This window comes from Streptomyces sp. NPDC025833 (assembly GCF_055558055.1).
This window is the reverse complement of the sequence record NZ_JBVHNF010000003.1, coordinates 425446-445739: the sequence shown is the minus strand read 5'-3', so window position 1 is coordinate 445739 and position 20294 is coordinate 425446. Positions and strand designations below refer to the sequence as shown.

Annotated in this window: 12 protein-coding genes; 3 read left to right on the top strand and 9 right to left on the bottom strand. The window is 75.5% G+C overall.

Annotated features, from left to right (window positions below; translation table 11 throughout):
• Window position 1: 1 nt before the first annotated feature.
• Entirely contained in the window at window positions 2–1531 is a 1530-nt protein-coding gene (gene eccB / locus ACZ4K2_RS07335; protein WP_467474618.1) for a type VII secretion protein EccB, read from the bottom strand.
• A 196-nt stretch (window positions 1532–1727) separates the two neighbouring features.
• Between eccB and eccE the strand changes: the two genes are divergently transcribed.
• The 3 genes from eccE to ACZ4K2_RS07320 all read left to right on the top strand — a co-directional run bounded on the left by eccE (window position 1728) and on the right by ACZ4K2_RS07320 (window position 7819).
• Window positions 1728–3065 (top strand): type VII secretion protein EccE, encoded by a 1338-nt coding sequence (gene eccE, locus ACZ4K2_RS07330; protein WP_467474616.1) that lies wholly within the window; start codon window positions 1728–1730, stop codon window positions 3063–3065.
• Entirely contained in the window at window positions 3062–3850 is a 789-nt protein-coding gene (locus ACZ4K2_RS07325; RefSeq protein ID WP_467474614.1) for a hypothetical protein, read from the top strand. Before eccE ends, ACZ4K2_RS07325 begins: the two co-directional genes overlap by 4 nt.
• Window positions 3851–4150: 300 nt before the next feature.
• Window positions 4151–7819 carry an SCO5717 family growth-regulating ATPase gene (locus ACZ4K2_RS07320; RefSeq protein ID WP_467474612.1) on the top strand — a complete coding sequence of 1223 codons (3669 nt, stop codon included), beginning with the start codon at window positions 4151–4153 and terminating at the stop codon, window positions 7817–7819.
• 93 nt (window positions 7820–7912) lie between these two features.
• Here ACZ4K2_RS07320 and ACZ4K2_RS07315 read toward each other — a convergent pair whose 3' ends face one another.
• From ACZ4K2_RS07315 to nusA, 8 genes are all read right to left on the bottom strand, one after another.
• The gene (locus ACZ4K2_RS07315) at window positions 7913–8863 is read right to left on the bottom strand and encodes a bifunctional riboflavin kinase/FAD synthetase (protein ID WP_467474610.1); all 951 of its coding nucleotides are present in this window, start codon (window positions 8861–8863) and stop codon (window positions 7913–7915) included.
• A gap of 193 nt (window positions 8864–9056) precedes the next feature.
• Window positions 9057–13544, bottom strand: coding sequence for a hypothetical protein (locus tag ACZ4K2_RS07310; RefSeq protein WP_467474608.1), 4488 nt, complete (start codon window positions 13542–13544; stop codon window positions 9057–9059).
• A gap of 271 nt (window positions 13545–13815) precedes the next feature.
• Window positions 13816–14721, bottom strand: coding sequence for a tRNA pseudouridine(55) synthase TruB (gene truB, locus ACZ4K2_RS07305; RefSeq protein ID WP_467474606.1), 906 nt, complete (start codon window positions 14719–14721; stop codon window positions 13816–13818).
• Window positions 14718–15173, bottom strand: a complete 456-nt coding sequence (gene rbfA, locus ACZ4K2_RS07300) for a 30S ribosome-binding factor RbfA (protein ID WP_467474604.1) — start codon at window positions 15171–15173, stop codon at window positions 14718–14720. Before rbfA ends, truB begins: the two co-directional genes overlap by 4 nt.
• Window positions 15174–15216: 43 nt before the next feature.
• Window positions 15217–15510, bottom strand: a complete 294-nt coding sequence (locus ACZ4K2_RS07295) for a DUF503 domain-containing protein (protein ID WP_467474602.1) — start codon at window positions 15508–15510, stop codon at window positions 15217–15219.
• 190 nt (window positions 15511–15700) lie between these two features.
• The gene (infB, locus tag ACZ4K2_RS07290; protein WP_467474600.1) at window positions 15701–18772 is read right to left on the bottom strand and encodes a translation initiation factor IF-2; all 3072 of its coding nucleotides are present in this window, start codon (window positions 18770–18772) and stop codon (window positions 15701–15703) included.
• Between the two features lie 146 nt (window positions 18773–18918).
• On the bottom strand, window positions 18919–19215 hold the full coding sequence (locus ACZ4K2_RS07285) for a YlxR family protein (protein ID WP_467474598.1): 297 nt from the start codon (window positions 19213–19215) through the stop codon (window positions 18919–18921).
• Between the two features lie 90 nt (window positions 19216–19305).
• The gene (nusA, locus tag ACZ4K2_RS07280; protein WP_467474596.1) at window positions 19306–20292 is read right to left on the bottom strand and encodes a transcription termination factor NusA; all 987 of its coding nucleotides are present in this window, start codon (window positions 20290–20292) and stop codon (window positions 19306–19308) included.
• Between the last annotated feature and the right edge of the window lie 2 nt (window positions 20293–20294).

Genomic DNA, 20294 nt, shown 5'->3' with positions numbered 1-20294 from the left:
CTCAGGAGCCCTGCGGCTGGCGGGCCGCCGCGGTCGACAGGCGGGGGCCGGTCGGCAGGAACTCAGACCAGGGCGCGGGGATGGGCGCGGGGTTGACCTCGGCGTAGCCGAGGCGGGTCTGTGCCAGCTTGGCCTCCTGCTGGAGCGCCTGGCGCTTCTTGTCCGACATGCCGATGCCCTTGTCGGCGCCTGCGCTGTCGTCGTTGGACTGGAGCGCGTAGCGCAGTCCGGTGTCGGTGACCAGGAAGACGCCGCCGACCGTGGTCTTCGTGCCCTGGAACTGGCGGTAGAGCTGGCCGGAGCCGGCGGTGACGTAGGCGCTGGAGGAGCCGGTGGGCAGGACGGCCGGGAAGTCGGTGCCGGCCCAGGTGCTCAGCGTGGTCTCGCCGTTGGCGGGGTCGACGTGGTTCAGGACGTTGCAGACGGTGTTGCGGCTGCCGTCGGCCGTGGCGGGGTCGTTGACCGCCGTGGGCTTCTCGGTGGGCCAGTCGTGGTCGGCGGCGAACGGCGCGCCACGGGTGATGGCGCCCGCGCTGACCTCCAGGGCGTGTCCGGCCTGCCCGAGGTCCACCAGGTTCTTGCTGGTCAGGAGGAGCTGGGCGACGAAGTCGGAGACGGGGGCGACCCGGCCGGGCAGGACGACGAAGTACTCCTCCCGGCCGTTGACCGGCGCCCGGAGCACCATGCCGACCCGGTTGGCCCGCTCGTCGAGCCGGCCGGGGGCGTGGGCGTCGGCGGTCGGGGCCCCGGTGACCGGCGGAAAGGTGATCTCCTCGCCCTCGTGCAGGGTGGCGATCCACTCCTTGGTCACCTGCTGCGGGGTCCGGTCGGCGCCCACCAGGGTCTGCAGCAGCAGGCTGTCGTCGGCCGCCACCGGATAGGCCGAGCCGTGCGCGTCGACCACGTACCGCTGCTTGTCCGGGGTGGCGACGTAGAGGAGTTCGCCGCCGCGCAGCTTCTGCCTGGGGCCCGTGAGCTTGTCCCGGTCCCGCTGGGCCAGGACGAACGCGGCCTTCTGGATGGAGCTTCCGCTGCCGCTGGGGCGTTCGCAGACGGCCCACTCCTTGGCCGCGCCGGCCTCTTCGCCGGAGGGCAGCCGGTCGGGGGCGTAGGGGATGCCGATGGTGACGCCGTGCGGGATCTCGCCGTTGTCGAGGATCGACTCGTCGACGGTGACGACGTCCACGTCGCTCTGCGTGTCGAGGACGAGTCTGGCCGACGCCATGTTGAGCACCGGGTGGAGCTGGACCTTGCGCTTCGTCTCCAGGACGACGTACCGGGTGGTGGACTTGCTGGCGATGATCACCTTCTGGCCGGGCTTGTCCCAGTCCTGCGGGGCCGTGGGCTTGAACATGCCCCAGGCGCCGAAGGCGGCGAGGACGACCGCGCCGACGACGACGCTGGGCACGACGGCGCGCAGCGGCCTGGGGGCGCCCTCGTCGGAGCCATCCGGTGACGACTGCACGAACGACGCGAGCATGCGGCGCTTCGCGAAGGTGTAGGCGTTGAGTTGGTCCCGCCGAGATGCCATCTGTGCCTGTTTCTCCCCGTGTCTCACGCGGAGCGCGCCCGGGGACCAGCTCCCCCGCCCTCCGTTGTCGGACCCGGCACCTACTATGCCTGGTACGGAGCGGGTCTCGTGGAGCGGGTAGGGTACCTGGGCCCTCAAGGGCCTTGATCAGCGGCCTGGTTCCAGCGAGTTGTGAGCAAATCGGGGGGATGGCGTGATGGCTTCCGGAACGCGGACGCGGGTGCGCGGCCGGTCGGCGGCACGGGGTGGTGCGGCCGGGCCCGGGGCGCCGCGGCGCGGGAGGCCCACCCGGCGCGGCGGCGAGCGGCAGCAGATCGCGCTGGGCTCCGGACGACGCCCGGGCCAGGCAGGTTCGTTCCGTTTGCAACGACTCGTGCTGGTGGAGCTGGCGGCGGCCGTGCTGCTCGTCGGCTGGGTGGCCGGGACGGCGGCCCTGGTGCCGGCCGCGGTGGTCGCGCTGGTCCTGGTGCTGCCGGCGTTCGTACGGCGGCGCGGCCGGTCCCTGCCGGAGTGGCTCGCCACCGCCCGGGAGCTGCGCGCGCGGCAGAAGCGGGCGGCGGGCACTCCGATACCGCCGGGCACGGAGCCCGGCCTGGTCCCGGCCGTGGAGTGCGAGCCGGCCCTGCGCACCTACTCGTACGGCGCGCGCGACCGCCGTCCGGTCGGCGTCGTCGGGGACGGCACCTTCGTCACGGCCGTCCTCCAGGTGGAGGCCGACGCGACCGCGCTGCGCGCCGAGCGGACCCGCCAGCCGCTGCCGCTGGGCCTGGTGCGGGACGCGCTGGAGGTGGACGGCATCCGCCTGGAGTCGGCCCAGGTGGTGCTGCACACCCAGCCGGCCCCCGCGCTGCACCTGCCCCAGCAGTCCGTGGCCGTCTCCAACTACCTGCCGTTGCAGGAGCAGACCGGCGCGCCCGCGGTGCGCATCACCTGGATCGCGCTGAAGCTCGACCCCGAACTGTGCGCGGAGGCCGTGGCCGCGCGCGGCGGCGGTCTGACGGGGGCGCAGAAGTGCGTCGTACGGGTGGCGGACCACCTGGCGAGCCGGCTGACCGGCGCCGGGTTCCGCGCGCGGGTGCTGGACGAGGAGGAGCTGGTCGCCGCCCTCGCGACCTCCGCGTGCGCCAATCCGCTGGTCACCGCCGAGGCGGGGCGCGGTGAGACCCGGGAACGGCGGACCGAGGAGTCCGGGCGCAGTTGGCGCTGCGACAACCGGCGGCACACGACGTACTGGGTGCGGCGCTGGCCCCAGCTCGGCGGCGGCCGGGCCGAGTCCCTGCCGCAGTTCGTCGCCCGGGTCACGGCGGTGCCGGCCCTGGCGACCACCTTCAGTCTGACGCTCGCACGCGGGGAGCGGCAGGAGGTGTCGCTGTGCGGGCACCTGCGGGTGACCGGGCGCGGCGACGACGAACTCGTGGCGGCCAGGCGGGCGTTGGAGGGTGCGGCCCGGGAGTCCGGGGCCGGTCTGGCCCGGCTCGACCGCGAGCAGTTGCCCGGCATGCTGGCCACTCTGCCCCTCGGAGGTGCGCGGTGACGACGCATTCCACGACCGCTGCGGCGCCGGGGGCGCCCGCGCGGGGCGCGCAGGAGCCGTCCGGGGTGCGGCGGACGGTGGAGCGGCTGCGCAGCGGGCTGGGTCTGATCGGACCCCGGCACGGCCGGCACGGGCTGTCCGCCCAGCAGTTGGACGCACTGGCCCTGCCCATCGGCGACGACGGGGTGGTGGCCGGCGTCGACGCCGAGGGCCAGCCGGCCGTGCTGGGCATCAACCGGCCCACGCCGTACGACGTCGTCCTCATCGGCGGTCTGTGGACCGCGCAGGTGCTGGCGCTGCGCACGGCGGCCACCGGGGCCCGGGTCGCGGTGGAGACCGGCCGGCCGCAGGCGTGGATGCAGATGGTGCACGCCATGGGCGGCGGCCAGAACGGCCTGTCCGTGTACGACGTCGGGCGGGTCCCGCCGCAGGGCGCCTCGGCCGGTACGCCGGCGCTGGTGGTGCGGGACTGCGGCATGCGGCCCCCGCGCGGCCGGGTGGTGTCCGGCCCCTGGCAGTCGGTGCTGACGCTGCTGCCGTACCTCAGCCCCGTGGCGCCCCGGCTGCTGCGGCAGGCGCGGCTCACCGGCATCCAGCGGGTCTCGCCCGACGAGGCGGCCGAACTGGGGCGCACCATGGGGCTGTCGCGGACCGAGGTGGAGTCGCTGCCGGCGCTGCCCGACGGCGTCACCCTGTGGTGCACCGACCGCGACCGGCAGTACGTGCTGACCCAACCCACCGACCCCGAGATCGGATTGCTGGGCACGCCCCGCCGGATGGACTGAACTGCCCTCGTCCATCCCTTATGTTCGGGGCGTGGTCGCGGTCGCCCGGGTGTGTGGGGGTGCCGTCGGGCGGGCCGTCGGCCGGTGGCCGGGTACCCGGAGGCGGGCGGGCCTGCCGAGGTGCGCCTCGTGGTGATTAGGCTGGGAGCGGGCGCGTTGGCAGGACCCGTGGACGGGCCGCCGGTGGCCCGGGGAGGCCCGCCGGAGCGGACCGCCCCGCACGACCACGGACGACGCGGTACGACACGACATGGTCGCCCCGGCACGGCATGAGGGTGTTCGACCACACCAGGAGGAACTGTGAGCAGCGATCGGGACGGGATGCGCGGGGGCTGGGGCACACCCGGCGATGACCAGCCCGACGCGGAAGCCGTCGAGACCACCGGCGAGTTCACCATCGACTACGCGCCCCCAGCCTGGTACACGCAGAACGCGTCCGGCACCTCCGGCGGCTCCGGCGCCCCGGCCGGTCCCGCGGGTTCGGGCGGTTTCGGCGGTGCGGCCGGCCCGGGTGCCGCCGGTGATCCGGGCGCCCCGCCCGCCCCGTCCGCGCCCGGGGTGCCGGCGTTCCCGACGGGCTCACCGCTGCCGGGTCCGACACCGCCGCCCGCCGCCCCGCCGCAGGGCGCTCCGTTCACTCCGCCGCAGGGCACGGGCTACACGCCGCCGCCCCCTCCGGCGCAGGGCCCCTCCTTCACCCCGCCCCAGGGCACGCCTCACCCGCCGCCCGCTCCCCAGGGCGCGCCCTATGCGCCGCCCGCTCCGCAGGGTGCGCCGTACGCCCCGGCCGCGCAGGCCGCGCCGCCGGCCGGTGGTCCCGCCCCCGTGCCCGGGCTGCCCGAAGGCTTCGAGCCTCAGCAGTCCCCGCCCGGCGCACCGGAGACACCGGCCGCCTCCGCCCCCGCCGAGCCGGGGACGGACAACGGCGACCTGGAGAGCGGCGCGACCATGCGGTTCTCCGCCGTCGCCCTGAAGCGCCAGATGGCCGAGATCGCCGAGCGCGCGGCAGCCCTCGGCCGGTCGGCCGAGTCCGAGACCGAGGGGTCGGCGCGGGGTTCCGATCCGGCCGGCCCGGACGGCGGCGGCGCCGTCCCGGCCACGGAGGGCGCGGCAGGCGCCGAGGGCGCGGGGAGCACGGCGCAGGCCCCGGACGCCTCCGGTGTCACCGAGGGCTCCGGCGATGGCGCGGGTGCCGCGGAGACCGGCGACGAGGGTGCCGGACAGGAGGACCCGGGCGCCGAGGGCGCCGTGCCGGAGGGTGCCGTGCCGGAGGGCGCTGTGCCGGAGGGCGCCGGGTCCGACGCGGGCGAGGCGCGGAGCGAGAGCGAGCGTAAGGACCCGGGCGAGGCGTCGGCCGCTCCTGCCACCGCGGAGGCGGGCGTCACCGAACCGGGCGCCGCCGAGGCTCCCGCCGTGGAGCCGGGCGACGCCGGGACGACGGAGACCTCCGCCGAGAAGGGTGCGTCCGGCACCGTACGTCCCGATACGGGACAGGACTCCCCCGAACCGGCCCAGGACGCCGGCGAACCGGCCCAGGACGCCACCGAGGCGGCGCGGTCCGCGGCGCCGGAGTCCCCGCACGCCGCCACGGGGGACGCCGTCCCGGCCGGAGCCGTCGCGGCCGACGCCCCGGGTGCCGGAATCCCCGGCGGCGCGCCGCAGCAGGCTGACCCGGAGGGTGCCGGCCAGCCCCCCGCCGGCCCGCACGCGGACGCCGCCCGGCCGGTCGCTCCGCAGCAGAACGCCCCGCAGCCGGGTCTTCACCAGCCGGGCGCACAGGGCTTCCCCCAGCCCGGTGCGGCCCAGCCGGGCGCCCCGGAAACCGGCACCCAGCAGCCCGGCATCCCGCAGCCCGGCCCCGGTGTCCCGCACGCCGCGGCGCCGCCCGCTCCCCCGGCCCCCGAGGGCGCCCAGCCCGGCTGGGACCCGCCGCCCGCGGCGCAGAACGGGCTGCCCCCGCTGCCGCCCGCGTACCAGCCCGCCGCCCCGGCCCCGGCGGCCCAGTGGCCCGCGCAGACCGCGCCGCAGCAGGCCGCGCCCCAGCAACCCGGCCCGCTGCCCGGTGAACAGCCCCAGCAGCCGGCGGGCCAGGCCCCGGCCGGCGGACCCGGCGCGCAGCCGCACTTCCAGCCGCAGGCGCCGCAGCCCGCGCCCGCCGCGTGGAACCAGCCGCACCCGCGGCAGCCGTACCCCCAGCAGCCCCAGCCCGGACAGCCCGACCAGCCCTTCGCACCGGCGGCCGGCCCGCAGCCGGGCCCCAACGGTCCGGCACCGCACGGCGGTTACGGCTTCCCGCCTCCCGGAAACCCCCACGCCCAGGCACAACCCCAGCCCCAACCGCAGCCGCAGCCGCAGGCCGGCGGATACGGCATCCCGCAGCCCCCGGCAGCCCAGCCGGACCCCAACGGACCCACCCCGCCCGGCGGATACGGCTTCCCGCCCCCCGGACACCCCCACGCCCAGGCACAACCCCAGCCGCAGCCCGGTGGATACGCCTTCCCGCAGCCGCCGCAGGGTCCGGACGCGGGCGGTCCCGCCGCCGCTCCCGACGGGTCGCAGCCCCCGGTGGACCCCCGTTCCGGTGCCGCCTGGCCGCAGCCCGTGCAGCACGACCAGCGGCAGCCGACCAACCCCGCCGCCGCGCCGCTCGGTTACACGGCCGCCGTGGAACTGTCCGCGGACCGGCTGCTCAACAACAAGCGGCAGAAGGCGAAGAGCGGCCGGCCCACGGCGGGCGGCGGCCGGTTCAAGCTCGGCGGCAAGAAGGAGGAGGCGGAGCGGCAGCGCAAGCTGGAGCTGATCCGCACGCCGGTGCTGTCCTGCTACCGGATCGCGGTCATCAGCCTCAAGGGCGGTGTCGGCAAGACCACCACGACGACCGCGCTCGGCTCCACCCTGGCCACCGAGCGGCAGGACAAGATCCTCGCCATCGACGCCAACCCGGACGCCGGAACGCTCGGCCGGCGGGTGCGCCGGGAGACCGGGGCCACCATCCGCGACCTCGTCCAGGCGATCCCGTACCTCAACTCGTACATGGACATCCGGCGGTTCACCTCCCAGGCGCCCTCGGGGCTGGAGATCATCGCCAACGACGTGGACCCGGCCGTCTCGACCACGTTCAACGACGAGGACTACCGGCGGGCGATAGACGTGCTCGGCCGCCAGTACCCGGTCATCCTGACCGACTCGGGCACCGGTCTGCTGTACAGCGCCATGCGCGGCGTGCTCGACCTCGCCGACCAGCTCATCATCATCTCGACGCCGTCCGTGGACGGCGCGAGCAGCGCCAGCACGACGCTGGACTGGCTGTCCGCGCACGGGTACGCCGGCCTCGTCTCCCGGTCCCTCACCGTGATCTCCGGGGTCCGCGAGACCGGCAAGATGATCAAGGTCGAGGACATCGTGGCGCACTTCGAGACCCGGACCCGCGCGGTGGTGGTCGTGCCGTTCGACGAGCACCTGGCCGCCGGTGCCGAGGTCGACCTCGACATGATGCGGCCGAAGACGCGCGAGGCGTACTTCAACCTGGCCGCGCTCGTGGCCGAGGACTTCACCCGGCACCAGCAGGCGCACGGCCTGTGGACGAGCGACGGCAACCCGCCGCCGGTCGCCGCCCCGCCGATGCCGGGCCAGGCCGCGCCGGGGCAGCCGGTGCCCGGTCAGCCGATGCCGGGCCAGCCCTATCCGCAGGGGCAGCCCTATCCGCAGGGGCAGCCGCAGCCGTACCCGCAGCCACAGCAGCCGTACCCGCAGGCCCAGCCGCCCTATCCGTCCCAGCAGCCCTACCCGCCCCAGCAGGGCCAGCCGTACCCGCAGGCCGCGCCCGGGCAGCAGCCCCATCCCCAGGCTGCGCCCGGGCAGCAGCAGCCGTACGCGCCTCAGCAGGGGCAGCCGCAGCCGGGCCAGCCGTACGGCTACCCCCAGCCGGAGGGACAGCAGCCGCCGCAGGCCCCGCCCCCGCAGCAGTAGGTCGGTACGACGAAGGGCGGCCGGTGTGCATCGCACCGGCCGCCCTTCGTGGTGGCCGGGAGCGCGGGCGTCCGCCCTCCCGTGCACGAGGGACTACGCGGTCTCGGCGGCGACGATCTCCCGGCAGCGCTGCACGTCCGCGGCCATCTGCTCCAGCAGCGCATCCAGCGTGTCGAACTTCGCCTGGCCGCGCACGTACGCCACGAAGTCGACGGCCACGTGCAGGCCGTACAGGTCGAGGCCGACGCGGTCGATGGCGTACGCCTCCACCGTGCGCTCGGTGCCGTTGAACTGCGGGTTCGTGCCGACGGAGATCGCGGCCGGCATCGCCTCGCCCTGGACGTGCAGATAGCCGGCGTACACACCGTCGGCGGGGACGCAGGTGTGCGGGAGCGTCTCGACGTTGGCCGTCGGGAAGCCCATCTCCCGGCCGCGCTGGGCGCCGCGCACGACGACGCCCTCCACGCGGTGGGGGCGGCCCAGGATCTCGCGGGCGCCCGCGACGTCCCCCTCGGCGACCAGACGGCGGGTCAGCGTCGAGGAGAACGGCTGCCCGCCGCCCGCCTCACCGCTGACGTACAGGTCGATGACCTCGACCTCGAAGTCGTACACCTTGCCCTGCTCGGCGAGGAACTCGACGTTGCCGGCCGCCTTGTGGCCGAAACGGAAGTTGGGGCCCTCCACGACCGCCTTGGCGTGCAGCTTGTCCACCAGGACCTTCACCACGAAGTCGGCGGGCGACAGCTTCGAGAACTCCGTGGTGAACGGCAGGACGAGCACCGCGTCGACGCCCAGCTCGGCCATCAGCTCGGCACGGCGGTGGTGCGGGGCGAGCAGCGGCGGGTGGCTGCCGGGGCGGACCACCTCGCTCGGGTGCGGGTCGAAGGTGACCACGACGGCCGGCACGCCCAGGTCGCGGGCGCGGTCGACGGCGTGCTCGATGATCAGCTGGTGGCCGCGGTGGACGCCGTCGTAGGAACCGATGGTGACGACGCTGCGCCCCCAGTCCTGGGGGATGTCCTCCAAGCCACGCCAGCGCTGCACAGTGACCGCTCCTCGAACCCTCGTCCGTGACTACCTTGACCTCGTGGTGCAGGTCTAAGAGTGCCATGCCGGGTGTCTCTCGCCCGCACCGGCCGGGGGGCTGTGACGGGGCGCACGTTTCACGGTCCGGCTCCGGCGGGGGCGCACCGGTCCCGTACCCGTCCGCAGCGGCGCGCGCGGGTCCCGTCCCCGCTCACACCGGCACCCGTACGCCCGCCAGGTGCTCGATCGTGCGGCGGGCGCCGGGGCCCACCACGGCGGCCCACTCGTCCGGCGCCCCGGTCAGCCAGCGGGCCAGGCGCCCGGCGAAACCGGGTACGTGCCGGCCGAGGTCGGCCAGGGCGCGGTCGAGGCGGCCGGCGCCCTCCGGTGTGCGGGCCAGGAGCAGCCCCGTGCGGTGCACCAGGCCGCGGACCTCGTCCTCGGCGAGGTTCCCGGTCCCGCCCGGGTCGCCCTCCTCCCCGCCGTGCCGCCCGGTGCCCCGGGCCGCGGCCGAGCGCAGGACGGCCTCCAGGACGGCCGGTTCCCGCTCCCGGGCGAGCAGGACCTCCAGCAGTTCGCGGCGGAGCGGCTGGGCGGCGGGCGGGCCGTCGGCGGCCAGGACGGTGGCGAGCGCCGCCCGGAGCCGTTCCGGGCCGCCGTCGAGCAGGCCGGTGACGAGGGGCAGCAGGACCGGCCGGGCGGTCGGGCCCCGTCCCAGACGGCGCCCGACCTGGCCGGCGACGTGTCCCGCGGTGTCCGGGCGCAGCCACACCGCCTCCCGGAGCAGGGCGGCGACGCCGCGGGCGAGGGACGGGGTGGTGGCGTCGGCGAGGGTGCGCAGGGCGCTGCCGGGGTCCGGGCCGCACAGGCGGGCGCGGAAGGCTTCGAGGACCGGCTCCGGGTGCGTGCTCAAGGCGGGAGTCAGGGCGCTCGGCGGGACCTGGGGGTCGCCGTCGGCGAAGTGGCGCAGGGCGGCGGGCAGGTACCGGTCGCGGGTCTCGGGGTCGTGGGCCAGCAGCGCCAGCGCACCGCCGTGCAGGGCGCGGTCGGCGGGGCGGGCGAGGAGCGCGCGGGCGGCGCGGCGCAGCAGTTCGCGCTCCGGGTGCGAACGGGCGGCCGGGGCCGCGCGCAGCCCGAACGCCACCGCCGCCGCCCGGCGGGCGGGGCGCTCGTCGTGCGCCCAGCGGTCGACCGCCCGGCAGACGGCCGCCGACTCGTCCTCGGCGAGGACGCCGAGCAGTTCCCCGGCGCGCCGGTGGGCGCAGGCCGCCAGCGCCTCGGTGAGCTGGTCCAGGCCTCGGTACCGGTGGGTGTGCAGCAGTGCCTGCGCCGCGGTGGCCACGGTGGCGCGCGGGGTCGCGGGCAACGGCCGCTCGTCGGCGAACCATGAGGTGAGCAGGGGCTGTACGGCGTCCGGGGCGGCGGCGAGGAGTCCGGCGACGGCGTCCAGGTACCGGCCGTCCGCCGCGGGCGGTGCCGGGTCCGCCAGCACGAGCCGGCGCAGCAGGCCGAGCCGCTCGGCGTGGGTGACGGGGAGCGCGGTCCAGAAGGCGGGGCCGAACTCGGGCGGCACGGGCCGCCGGGCGCGGTGCCAGGCGACGACCCGGTCGGCGAGCAAGCCCAGCACCTCGGCGTACGGCGTCGCGTCCGGGACCTGGAGCAGGGTCCGGGCGAGCAGCCGGGCGGCCCACCACGAGTCGGTGTCGTGGTCCAGGGCGTCCAGCAACTCCCGCAGCCGTAAGTCGAGTTGGGGGGTGCCGTGCTGGCGGGCCAGGAGCAGCAGGGACTGGACGACGGGGCCGACGCGGTGGTGCGGCACCGGGACGGTGCGGCGGCCCGCGGACCGCTCGCCCGCGCGGTGCACCAGGACGCGCAGGGACTCGTCGAGGTCCAGGTGGATGCCCTGGATCCAGTCGGCGAGGTCCTCGTGGGCGAAGCGGTAGCCGTCGCCGGCCGGCACGAGGAGGCCCTCGGTGAGCACGGCAGAGGCCCAGCCGGTGCCGCCGCCGAGCCGGGCCGGGGCGGGCCCCCACGGGAAGACGGCCTCGAACGCCTCCCGGGCCAGCGTGCCCTGGCCCGGACCGAGGCTGCGCCGGGCGGCCTCGTGCACCTGCCCGGCCACCCGCGCCGCGAGCCGTCGTACGGCCGTGCCGCGCAGGCCGGCCGCGGCGGCGAGGCGGACCGCGACGCGCAGGCACACCAGGTCGAGGTAGGCGGCGAGGACGGCGTGCCGGTCAAGGGAGCCCGTGGTGGGGGCGTCGGGAACGGCGGCCCGGACCTCGGACAGCAGCCGGAGGGTGAGCGGGTGGCGCGCGTCCCGCCCGGCGAGCAGACCGTCCGGGATGCCATGGCGGGCCCGCGCGAGCCGCGCCTCCCCGTCGGTGAGGTCACCGATCCGCACACAGGGCGGCAGCACACCGGCGTCCGCGGCCCGCCTGACAGCCGCGTCGGTGCCACCGGGTGCCGGATCCCCGGCACCGGTCTCCCGGACCTCGGCACCGGCCGCCGGCCCTCCCGCACGCTCCGCCGGGGCGGCAGCACCGGCCGGGACGCGCCCCGGCTCACCGGGCCCCCGGGCGGCGGCACGACAGGCCGCGGTCCCGCTCACGCCCGGACCGGGTGCCGGGCGTCCGTCACCCGGCTCCAGCGCCTCGACACCGCCCACCGAAGCCGCCGCACTACCGGCACCAGCCGCCGGACCTCCCCCACCCTCCACCGGAACGGCAGCACCGGCCGGGGTCCGGCCCTCCCGAGCGGCGGCAGCGCGACAGGCCGCAGCCCCACCCGCGCCCGGACCAGGCACCGGGCGTCCGGCACCGGACCCCAACACCTCCGCACCGCCCACCGAAGCCGCCGCACTACCGGCACCAGCCGCCGGACCTCCCCCACCCTCCACCGGAACGGCAGCACCGCCCGGGGCCCCGCCCGTGCCTGGGCCGGGCACCGGGTCACCGTCCCCGGCCGACGGGCCTCCCACGCCCTCCACCGGGGCGACGGCACGGCAGGCCGCAGTCCCATCCACGCCCGGACCAGGCACCGGGGCCCCGCCGCCGGCCGCCGGACCTCCCACACCCGAACCGGAGGCCGGACCCACGGGGCCCGCGAGCATGCGTACGGGCCCGGATGCCGGGTCGTGCAGCAGGGTCCGAGGGAACGCCCGTCCCGCGCGCTCCCAGTGTTCCTCCCGGCAGGCCACCACCAGGCGTGCTCCGGTCGCGCGCAGCCAGTCCGCCGTGCCCCTGGTCCACTCGGGCAGGCGGTGGGCGAGGAGCGGGGGCATCTCCTCGGGGCCGTCGAGGAGGAGCAGCAGCGGGCGGCCGGCCCGGGCGGCGACCCGGGCCAGGTTTTCGGGGGTGACGTCGCCGAGGTCCTCGGGCCGGGCGGAACGGGCGGCGGCGACGATCCGGGCGGCACGCGCCAGGGAGCGGCGGGCGGCATCGGCCACCGAGCCGTCGGCGTCCGTCAGGTCGGCGCCGCGCAGCCACAGCGTCGGGGCGGGCCGCTCACCCCGGGTGCGGCGGGCCGCGAGCGCCGCGAGTTCCGTCGTACGGCCGCTGCCCGGGGCGCCGACCAGGCCCAGCACGGACCGGTCGCCCGCGGTGAAGGCGGCCAGTTCCCGGGTGATGGCGGCGCGTTCGACCGGCGCGACGGCGTGCAGGTGGCCGGTGAGGGCGCCCGGCGGGCCGTCCTGGCCCACGGAGGTGGCGGCCAGTTGGAGGGCACCGGCGAGGTTGAGGTCGGCGCCGTAGCCGGGCACGGTGGCCGCGTTGCGGGCGAGGAGGTCGGCGAGCGCGCCGTCGGCGGGCCGCAGCGGCAGCGCGAAACCGGCGTCGTACCGGGCGGAGCGCAGGGTGGTGGCGAGGACGCCGAGGACCGCGCCGGTGCGGGCGTCGAGCAGCGGTCCGCCGGCCGCGCCGCCGCCGGGCCGGAGCGCGTCGCGGCCCGCGGTGCCGATGGCCAGTTCCAGGACGTCGTCCAGCGGGCGGGAGCCGTCGCTGGCGGTGCAGGTGACCTGGGTGGCGGCCAGCACCCGTGCCTCGCGCCAGCAGCCGGCGGGGACCCGGGCGTAGGCGCCGGCGTCGATCCGCTCCCGCGCGGTCAGCGGCAGCGGCTCCACGCCGAGGTCCGCGGTGCGCACCAGGGCGAGGCCCCGGCCGGGCAGCGGGGTGACGGTGTCGGCGGCGAGCACGCAGGTACGGTCGCCGGCGGTGTCCAGCACCAGCCAGTCCAGGCCGTCGACCGTCTCGTGACCGGTGAGCAGCGTGCCCTCGTGATCGGCGAGGAAGCCGAGGCCGCGCGGACGGCCGGCCAGGTCCCGGATGCGGACGAGGGAGGCGTCGGCCCGCCCGGGGTCCACGGCACCGGCGGCACCCGTGTCCGCACGGCCACCCGGCACCATCACGTCGCCGCCCGGCCCACCGGGAGCGCCCGGCCCGCCGAGCCTCCCCGGTACTCCCCGCAGGGCCGGCCCGCCGAGCCCGCCCGGTACGTCCCGCGCGTCCGGCCCGCCGTGCACGCCGGGTCCGCCGTAGGCGCCCTCACCGTGCGGGATGTCGCCGTACCCGGACGCGCCACGCACGCGCTCGCCGTACCCCGAGGCCCCGTGCACACCCTCGCCGTACGCGGACGCACGGTCCCCCGGCGCGCGCTCCTCCCGCGCCCGGCGCCCGCCCTCGGTGCGCGGGCCCCGTCCCGCCATGCCGTACCTCCCCGCCCGTCCCCGTGCCCTGGCCTCGACGGTAGGCGCGCGGTGATCGGCGGAACGGTTCGTGCGGTGAACGCGCCCCCTTCCGCTCCCCCGGTTCACTCCGAGCGCCTGCCCGGTCGGGTGAATGGGCGCGGGCGGCCGGAAAGCCCTAGGAATGGGGGAACCGGGGGGAAATGGTGGAGCGGCGGCCGGGGCCGGGCCCGGCCGCCGCTCCACGGCCCACGGTGCGGGGACCGGCGGCGGACCGGTCCCGGAAGGGCACTCAGCCGAAGACGGCCAGACTCTTGGCCTTGCCCCGGTGCTCCTCGACGAGCGCGAGGAAGCGGCCCTCGGGGTCGAAGACGGCCACGGGGCCGGCGCCCGCGTACTCCTCCGGCATGTCCAGCCGGACGCCGTTCAGCAGCAGCCGGGCCCGCCGCGCGTCGACCTGCCAGCGCCGGAACGCCGCGGTCGCCGCGTCGGCGATCGGCATCACGGTCAGTTCCTGCTGCAACTGGTCCAGCGTCCTGGCCGCGTCCAGCTTGTACGGGCCGACCCGGGTGCGGCGCAGTGCCGTCAGGTGGCCGCCGACGCCGAGGTCGGCGCCCAGGTCACGGGCGAGCGCGCGGATGTAGGTGCCGGAGGAGCAGACCACCGACACCACCAGGTCGAGCACGGGCGTGCCGTTCTCGGCGACCGCGTCCCGGACGTCGTACACCGCGAAGGACGAGACGGTCACGGGCCGGGCGGGGATCTCGAAGTCCTCGCCCTCACGGGCCCGCTTGTACGAGCGCACCCCGTCGATCTTGATGGCGCTGACCTTGGACGGCACCTGCATGATCTCGCCGGTGAGCTTGGCGATGCCGGCGTCGATGGCGTCCCGGGTCACCTTGGAGGCGTCGGCGGACGAGGTGATGTCGCCCTCGGCGTCGTCGGTGACGGTGTTCTGGCCCAGGCGGACGGTGCCCAGGTACTCCTTCTCGGTGAGCGCCAGGTGCCCGAGGAGCTTGGTGGCGCGCTCGACCCCGAGGACCAGGACGCCGGTGGCCATGGGGTCCAGGGTGCCCGCGTGGCCGACGCGCCGGGTCCTGGCGATCCCGCGCATCTTCGCGACCACGTCGTGCGAAGTGAAGCCCGACGGCTTGTCGACGATGACGAGGCCGTCGGGCGGGGTGGGCTTGCTGGTCATTCGGCGGCGTCGTCCGTCCGGTCGTCTTCCTCACCGGGCTTGCGGTACGGGTCCGCCTCCCCGGCGTACGAGGCGCCCGCGGACACCTCGCGCACCTTCTCGTCGGACTGGCGCGCCCGGTCGAGCAGGTCCTCGATGGTCCGGGCGGTGTCCGGGAGGGCGTCGGCCACGAAGGTGAGCGTCGGCGTGAACTTCACGCCGGCGGCCGCCCCGACGGCCGAGCGGAGGACGCCCTTGGCGCTCTCCAGGCCGGCGGCCGCCGCCTTCCGCTCCTCCTCGTCGCCGTAGACCGTGTAGAAGACGGTCGCCTCCCGCAGGTCACCCGTGACCCGGGTGTCCGTGATGGTGACGTGCGAGCCGAGCCGCGGGTCCTTGATCCCGCGCTGCAGCTTCTGGGCCACCACCTCCCGGATGAGGTCCGCCAGCCTTTTCGCCCGCGCGTTGTCGGCCACTGGTCCGTCTCCCGTTCTTTCTCTTGCTTGCGTTCTGCTGTGGTCAGTCGTCGTCGCCGTGGAAGCGCCGCCGCACGGACAGCAGCTCCACCTCGGGGCGGGCGGCTACCAGCCGCTCGCACCGGTCCAGGACGTCGCTGAGGTGCGCCGCGTCGCCGGAGACCATGGCGAGGCCGATGATCGCCCGCCGGTGGAGGTCCGTATGGTCCACCTCGGCCGCGCTCACGGCGTACTTCCGCTGGAGTTCGGCGACGATCGGGCGGACGACGGAGCGCTTCTCCTTCAGCGAGTGGACGTCGCCGAGGAGCAGGTCGAAGGACAGAGTCCCCACGTACATGTGTAACCGGTTAACCCGCCGGTACGGGATCGATGGCCCGAAGCCGTGTGGCCGGGGACATCAAGAACCGTACAACGAAGCGGTCCGCGCGATCGACGGATATTACGCTCCGCCGACCCTGCGCGCGGGCCGCAAACGGCGTGCCGGCCGACGGGACCGGAGTCCCGTCGGCCGGCACGCACCGTGGGCGTTACACCCGCGGCTTCTCACGCATCTCGTACGTCGCGATGACGTCGTCGACCTTGATGTCGTTGAAGTTGCCGAGGTTGATACCGCCCTCGTAGCCTTCGCGGATCTCGGTGACGTCGTCCTTGAAGCGACGCAGGCCCTCGATGTTGAGGTTCTCCGCGACCACCTTGCCGTCGCGGATGAGGCGCGCCTTGGTGTTGCGCTTGACCTCGCCCGAGCGGATGAGAACACCGGCGATGTTGCCCAGCTTGGACGACTTGAAGACCTCGCGGATCTCCGCCGTGCCGAGCTCGACCTCCTCGTACTCCGGCTTGAGCATGCCCTTCAGGGCCGCCTCGATCTCCTCGATCGCCTGGTAGATGACCGAGTAGTACCGGACGTCCACACCCTCGCGCTCGGCCATCTGCGCCGCGCGGCCGGCCGCGCGGACGTTGAAGCCGATCACGATGGCGTCGGAGCCCATCGCCAGGTCGATGTCGGACTCCGTGACCGCACCGACGCCGCGGTGCAGGACGCGGATGTCGACCTCTTCGCCGACGTCCAGCTGGAGCAGCGAGGACTCGAGGGCCTCGACGGAACCGGAAGCGTCACCCTTGATGATCAGGTTCAGCTGCTGGACCTCGCCGGCCTTCAGCACCTTGTCCAGGTCCTCGAGCGACACGCGGCGCGTGCGCTTCGCGAAGGCCGCGTTGCGCTCACGGGCGGCGCGCTTCTCCGCGATCTGGCGTGCGGTGCGGTCCTCGTCGACGACGAGGAAGTTGTCGCCCGCACCCGGGACGTTGGTCAGGCCCAGGACCTGGACCGGCGTCGACGGGCCGGCCTCGGCGACGTTGTTGCCGTTGTCGTCGAGCATGGCGCGCACGCGGCCGTAGGCGTCGCCCACCACCATCGTGTCGCCGACCCGCAGCGTGCCGCGCTGGACGAGGACCGTCGCCACGGCACCGCGGCCGCGGTCGAGACGGGACTCGATCGAGATGCCCTGCGCGTCCTGGTTCGGGTTGGCCCGCAGGTCGAGCGAGGCGTCGGCCGTGAGGACCACGGCCTCCAGCAGCGAGTCGATGTGCAGACCCTGCTTGGCGGAGATGTCGACGAACATGGTGTCGCCGCCGTACTCCTCGGCCACCAGGCCGTACTCGGTCAGCTGACCGCGCACCTTGGTCGGGTCGGCGCCCTCGACGTCGATCTTGTTGACCGCGACCACGATCGGCACGTCGGCCGCCTTGGCGTGGTTCAGCGCCTCGACCGTCTGCGGCATGACGCCGTCGTTGGCCGCGACGACCAGGATCGCGATGTCGGTCGACTTCGCACCACGGGCACGCATGGCGGTGAACGCCTCGTGACCCGGGGTGTCGATGAAGGTGATCTTGCGCTCTTCGTCGTTGACCTCGGTGGCGACCTGGTAGGCACCGATGTGCTGGGTGATGCCGCCGGCCTCGCCCGCGATGACGTTCGTCTTGCGGATGGCGTCGAGCAGTCGGGTCTTACCGTGGTCGACGTGACCCATGACGGTCACGACCGGCGGACGGACGACCAGGTCCTCCTCGGAGCCCTCGTCCTCACCGAACTCGATGTCGAAGGACTCGAGCAGCTCGCGGTCCTCCTCCTCCGGGCTGACGATCTGAACCGTGTAGTTCATCTCGTCGGCGAGGAGATGGAGGGTCTCGTCGGAGACGGACTGGGTCGCGGTGACCATCTCGCCGAGGTTCATCATGACCGCGACGAGCGACGCCGGGTTGGCGTTGATCTTCTCCGCGAAGTCGGTGAGCGACGCGCCGCGGGAGAGACGGATGGTCTCGCCGCCGCCGCGCGGCAGCATCACGCCGCCGACGCTCGGGGCCTGCATGGCCTCGTACTCCTGGCGACGCTGCCGCTTCGACTTGCGACCGCGGCGCGCGGGACCGCCGGGACGGCCGAAGGCGCCCTGCGTGCCACCACGGCCACCGGGACCGCCGGGACGGCCGCCGAAGCCGGGACGGCCACCGCCGCCACCACCGGGACCACCCGGACGGCCGGCGAAGCCGCCACCGGCACCGGGGGCGCCGGGACGGCCGGCGAAGCCGCCGCCGCCACCACCCGGGCGACCGGCGAAGCCGCCACCGGGACGACCGCCGCCGCCACCACCGGGACGACCGCCGACACCGGGACCGCGACCGCCGCCACCGGGGCCGGGACGCGGGCCGGCAGCCGGACGCTGCGGCATCATGCCGGGGTTGGGACGCGGACCGGCCGGGCCGGGACGCGGACCGCCCTGCGGACGGGGCATGCCCGCCGGGGACGGCCGGGAACCGCCGGGAGACTGCGGACGCGGACCGCCGCCCTGGGCGCCGGGCGCCTGCGGACGGGGGGCGCCGCCGGGACCGCCGGGGCCGGGACGCGGACCGCCCTGCGGGCGCGGGGACTGCGGACGGGCCATGCCGGCGTTGCCGCCGGACGTGAAGGGGTTGTTGCCCGGACGCGGACCGGCCGGACGGGCACCCTGACGCGGGGCCTGGCCACCGGGGCGCGGGGCACCCTGGCCCGGACGGCCCTGACCCTGTCCCTGGCCGGCGGCCGGACGGCCACCGGGCTTCGGGGCACCCGGACGGGCGCCCGGACGCGGACCCTGCGCGGCCGGGGCCTGCGGAGCCTGCGCGGCCGGAGCGGCCGGCGGAGCGGTGAACTCCGGGGCGGCCGGAGCCGGACGCGGCGCGGGCTTCGGACCCGGGACCGGACGCGGACCCTGGGCCGGCGCGGGCGCCGACGGGGCGGGCGCGGGTGCCGAGGGGGCGGCCGGCTGCTGGGCGGCCGGAGCCGTCGGGGGCTTGGGGGCCGCCGGCCTCGGGGCAGCCGGACGTGCCGCCTGCGCCGGAGAGGGCGCGGCGGGCTTGGGGGAAGCCTTGCGGGGGGCGGGCTTGCCGGCGGACCTGCCGTTGCCACCGCCCTGGAAGGCGTCGGTCAGCTTGCGTACAACCGGCGCTTCGATCGTCGAAGACGCCGAACGGACGAATTCACCGAGTTCCTGGAGCTTGGCCATGACGACCTTGCTCTCGACACCGAACTCCTTGGCGAGTTCGTAGACCCGGACCTTAGCCACTTCGCTCCTTTGAGGTCCGGGTTGAAGCCGGACCGTCGCTAGTTCATGGGCGTACTCATCGCGTACTCATCGAGTGCTCATCGCAATCTCGACCTGCTTTCGACTCGCGAGGTACCAGACCGCACAGGGTTCCGTGCGTCTTGCTCTTACGGTGTTGCCTGCTCGGCAACTGTCGTCTGCTCGACGTGTCGGCGCAACGCCTTTGTGTCGAGCGCTCCCGGGGCGCGCAGTGCCCGCGGGAACGCCCGGCGGCGTAGCGCCTGGTCGAGACAGACCAGGGCGGGGTGCACGTATGCACCCCGGCCGGGCAGCGTACCGCGAGGATCGGGGACGCACGCGTCCTCGATCTTCACGATCCGCAGGAGATCGTTCTTGGCCGCCCGCCCCCGGCACCCCACACAGGTGCGTTCCGGGCATGCTCGGGCTTGCGTCCGGCCAGACACGGTTCAGTCTACCTCCCCGTACCGACCTCACCCCTCCGGGGCAAGAATCGAACGGCTGTTGTCGTGATCTCAGCGGCCTGCGGCCGGGATCTATTCCCCGGTCTGCTCGGTGTCGGGCCGGATGTCGATCCGCCAGCCGGTGAGCCGGGCCGCGAGGCGGGCGTTCTGGCCCTCCTTGCCGATCGCCAGCGAGAGCTGGTAGTCCGGCACGGTCACCCGGGCGGAGCGGGCGCCGAGGTCGACGACCTCCACCTTGTTCACCCGGGCGGGTGACAGGGCGTTCGCGACCATCTCGGCCGGGTCGTCCGACCAGTCGACGATGTCGATCTTCTCGCCGTTCAGCTCGCCCATCACGTTACGCACCCGGCCGCCCATGGGGCCGATGCAGGCGCCCTTGGCGTTCAGACCCGAACGGGTGGACCGTACGGCGATCTTGGTGCGGTGACCGGCCTCACGGGCGATCGCCGCGATCTCGACCGAGCCGTCGGCGATCTCCGGCACCTCCAGGGCGAAGAGCTTCTTCACCAGGTTGGGGTGCGTGCGCGAGAGGGTCACGGACGGGCCCCGGACGCCCTTGGCGACCCGTACGACGTAGCTGCGCAGCCGCATGCCGTGCGGGTAGGTCTCGCCGGCGACCTGCTCCTGCACCGGCAGGATGGCCTCCAGCTTGCCGATGTCCACCAGCACGTTCTTCGGGTCGCGGCCCTGCTGGACCACGCCGGTGACGATGTCGCCCTCACGGCCGGCGTACTCGCCGAGCGTCGCGTCGTCCTCGGCGTCGCGCAGCCGCTGCAGGATCACCTGCTTGGCGGTGGTGGCGGCGATACGGCCGAAGCCGGACGGGGTGTCGTCGAACTCGCGGACCTCCTGGCCCTCCTCGAGGTCCTCCGGGTCCTCCTTCGCCCACACGGTCACGTGCCCGGTCTGCCGGTTGAGCTCCACGCGCGCGTGCCGGCGGCTTCCCTCGGTGCGGTGGTAGGCGATGAGGAGGGCCGATTCGATCGCCTCGACCAGCAGGTCGAAGGAGATCTCCTTCTCCCTGACCAAGCCCCGCAGGGCGCTCATGTCGATGTCCACGG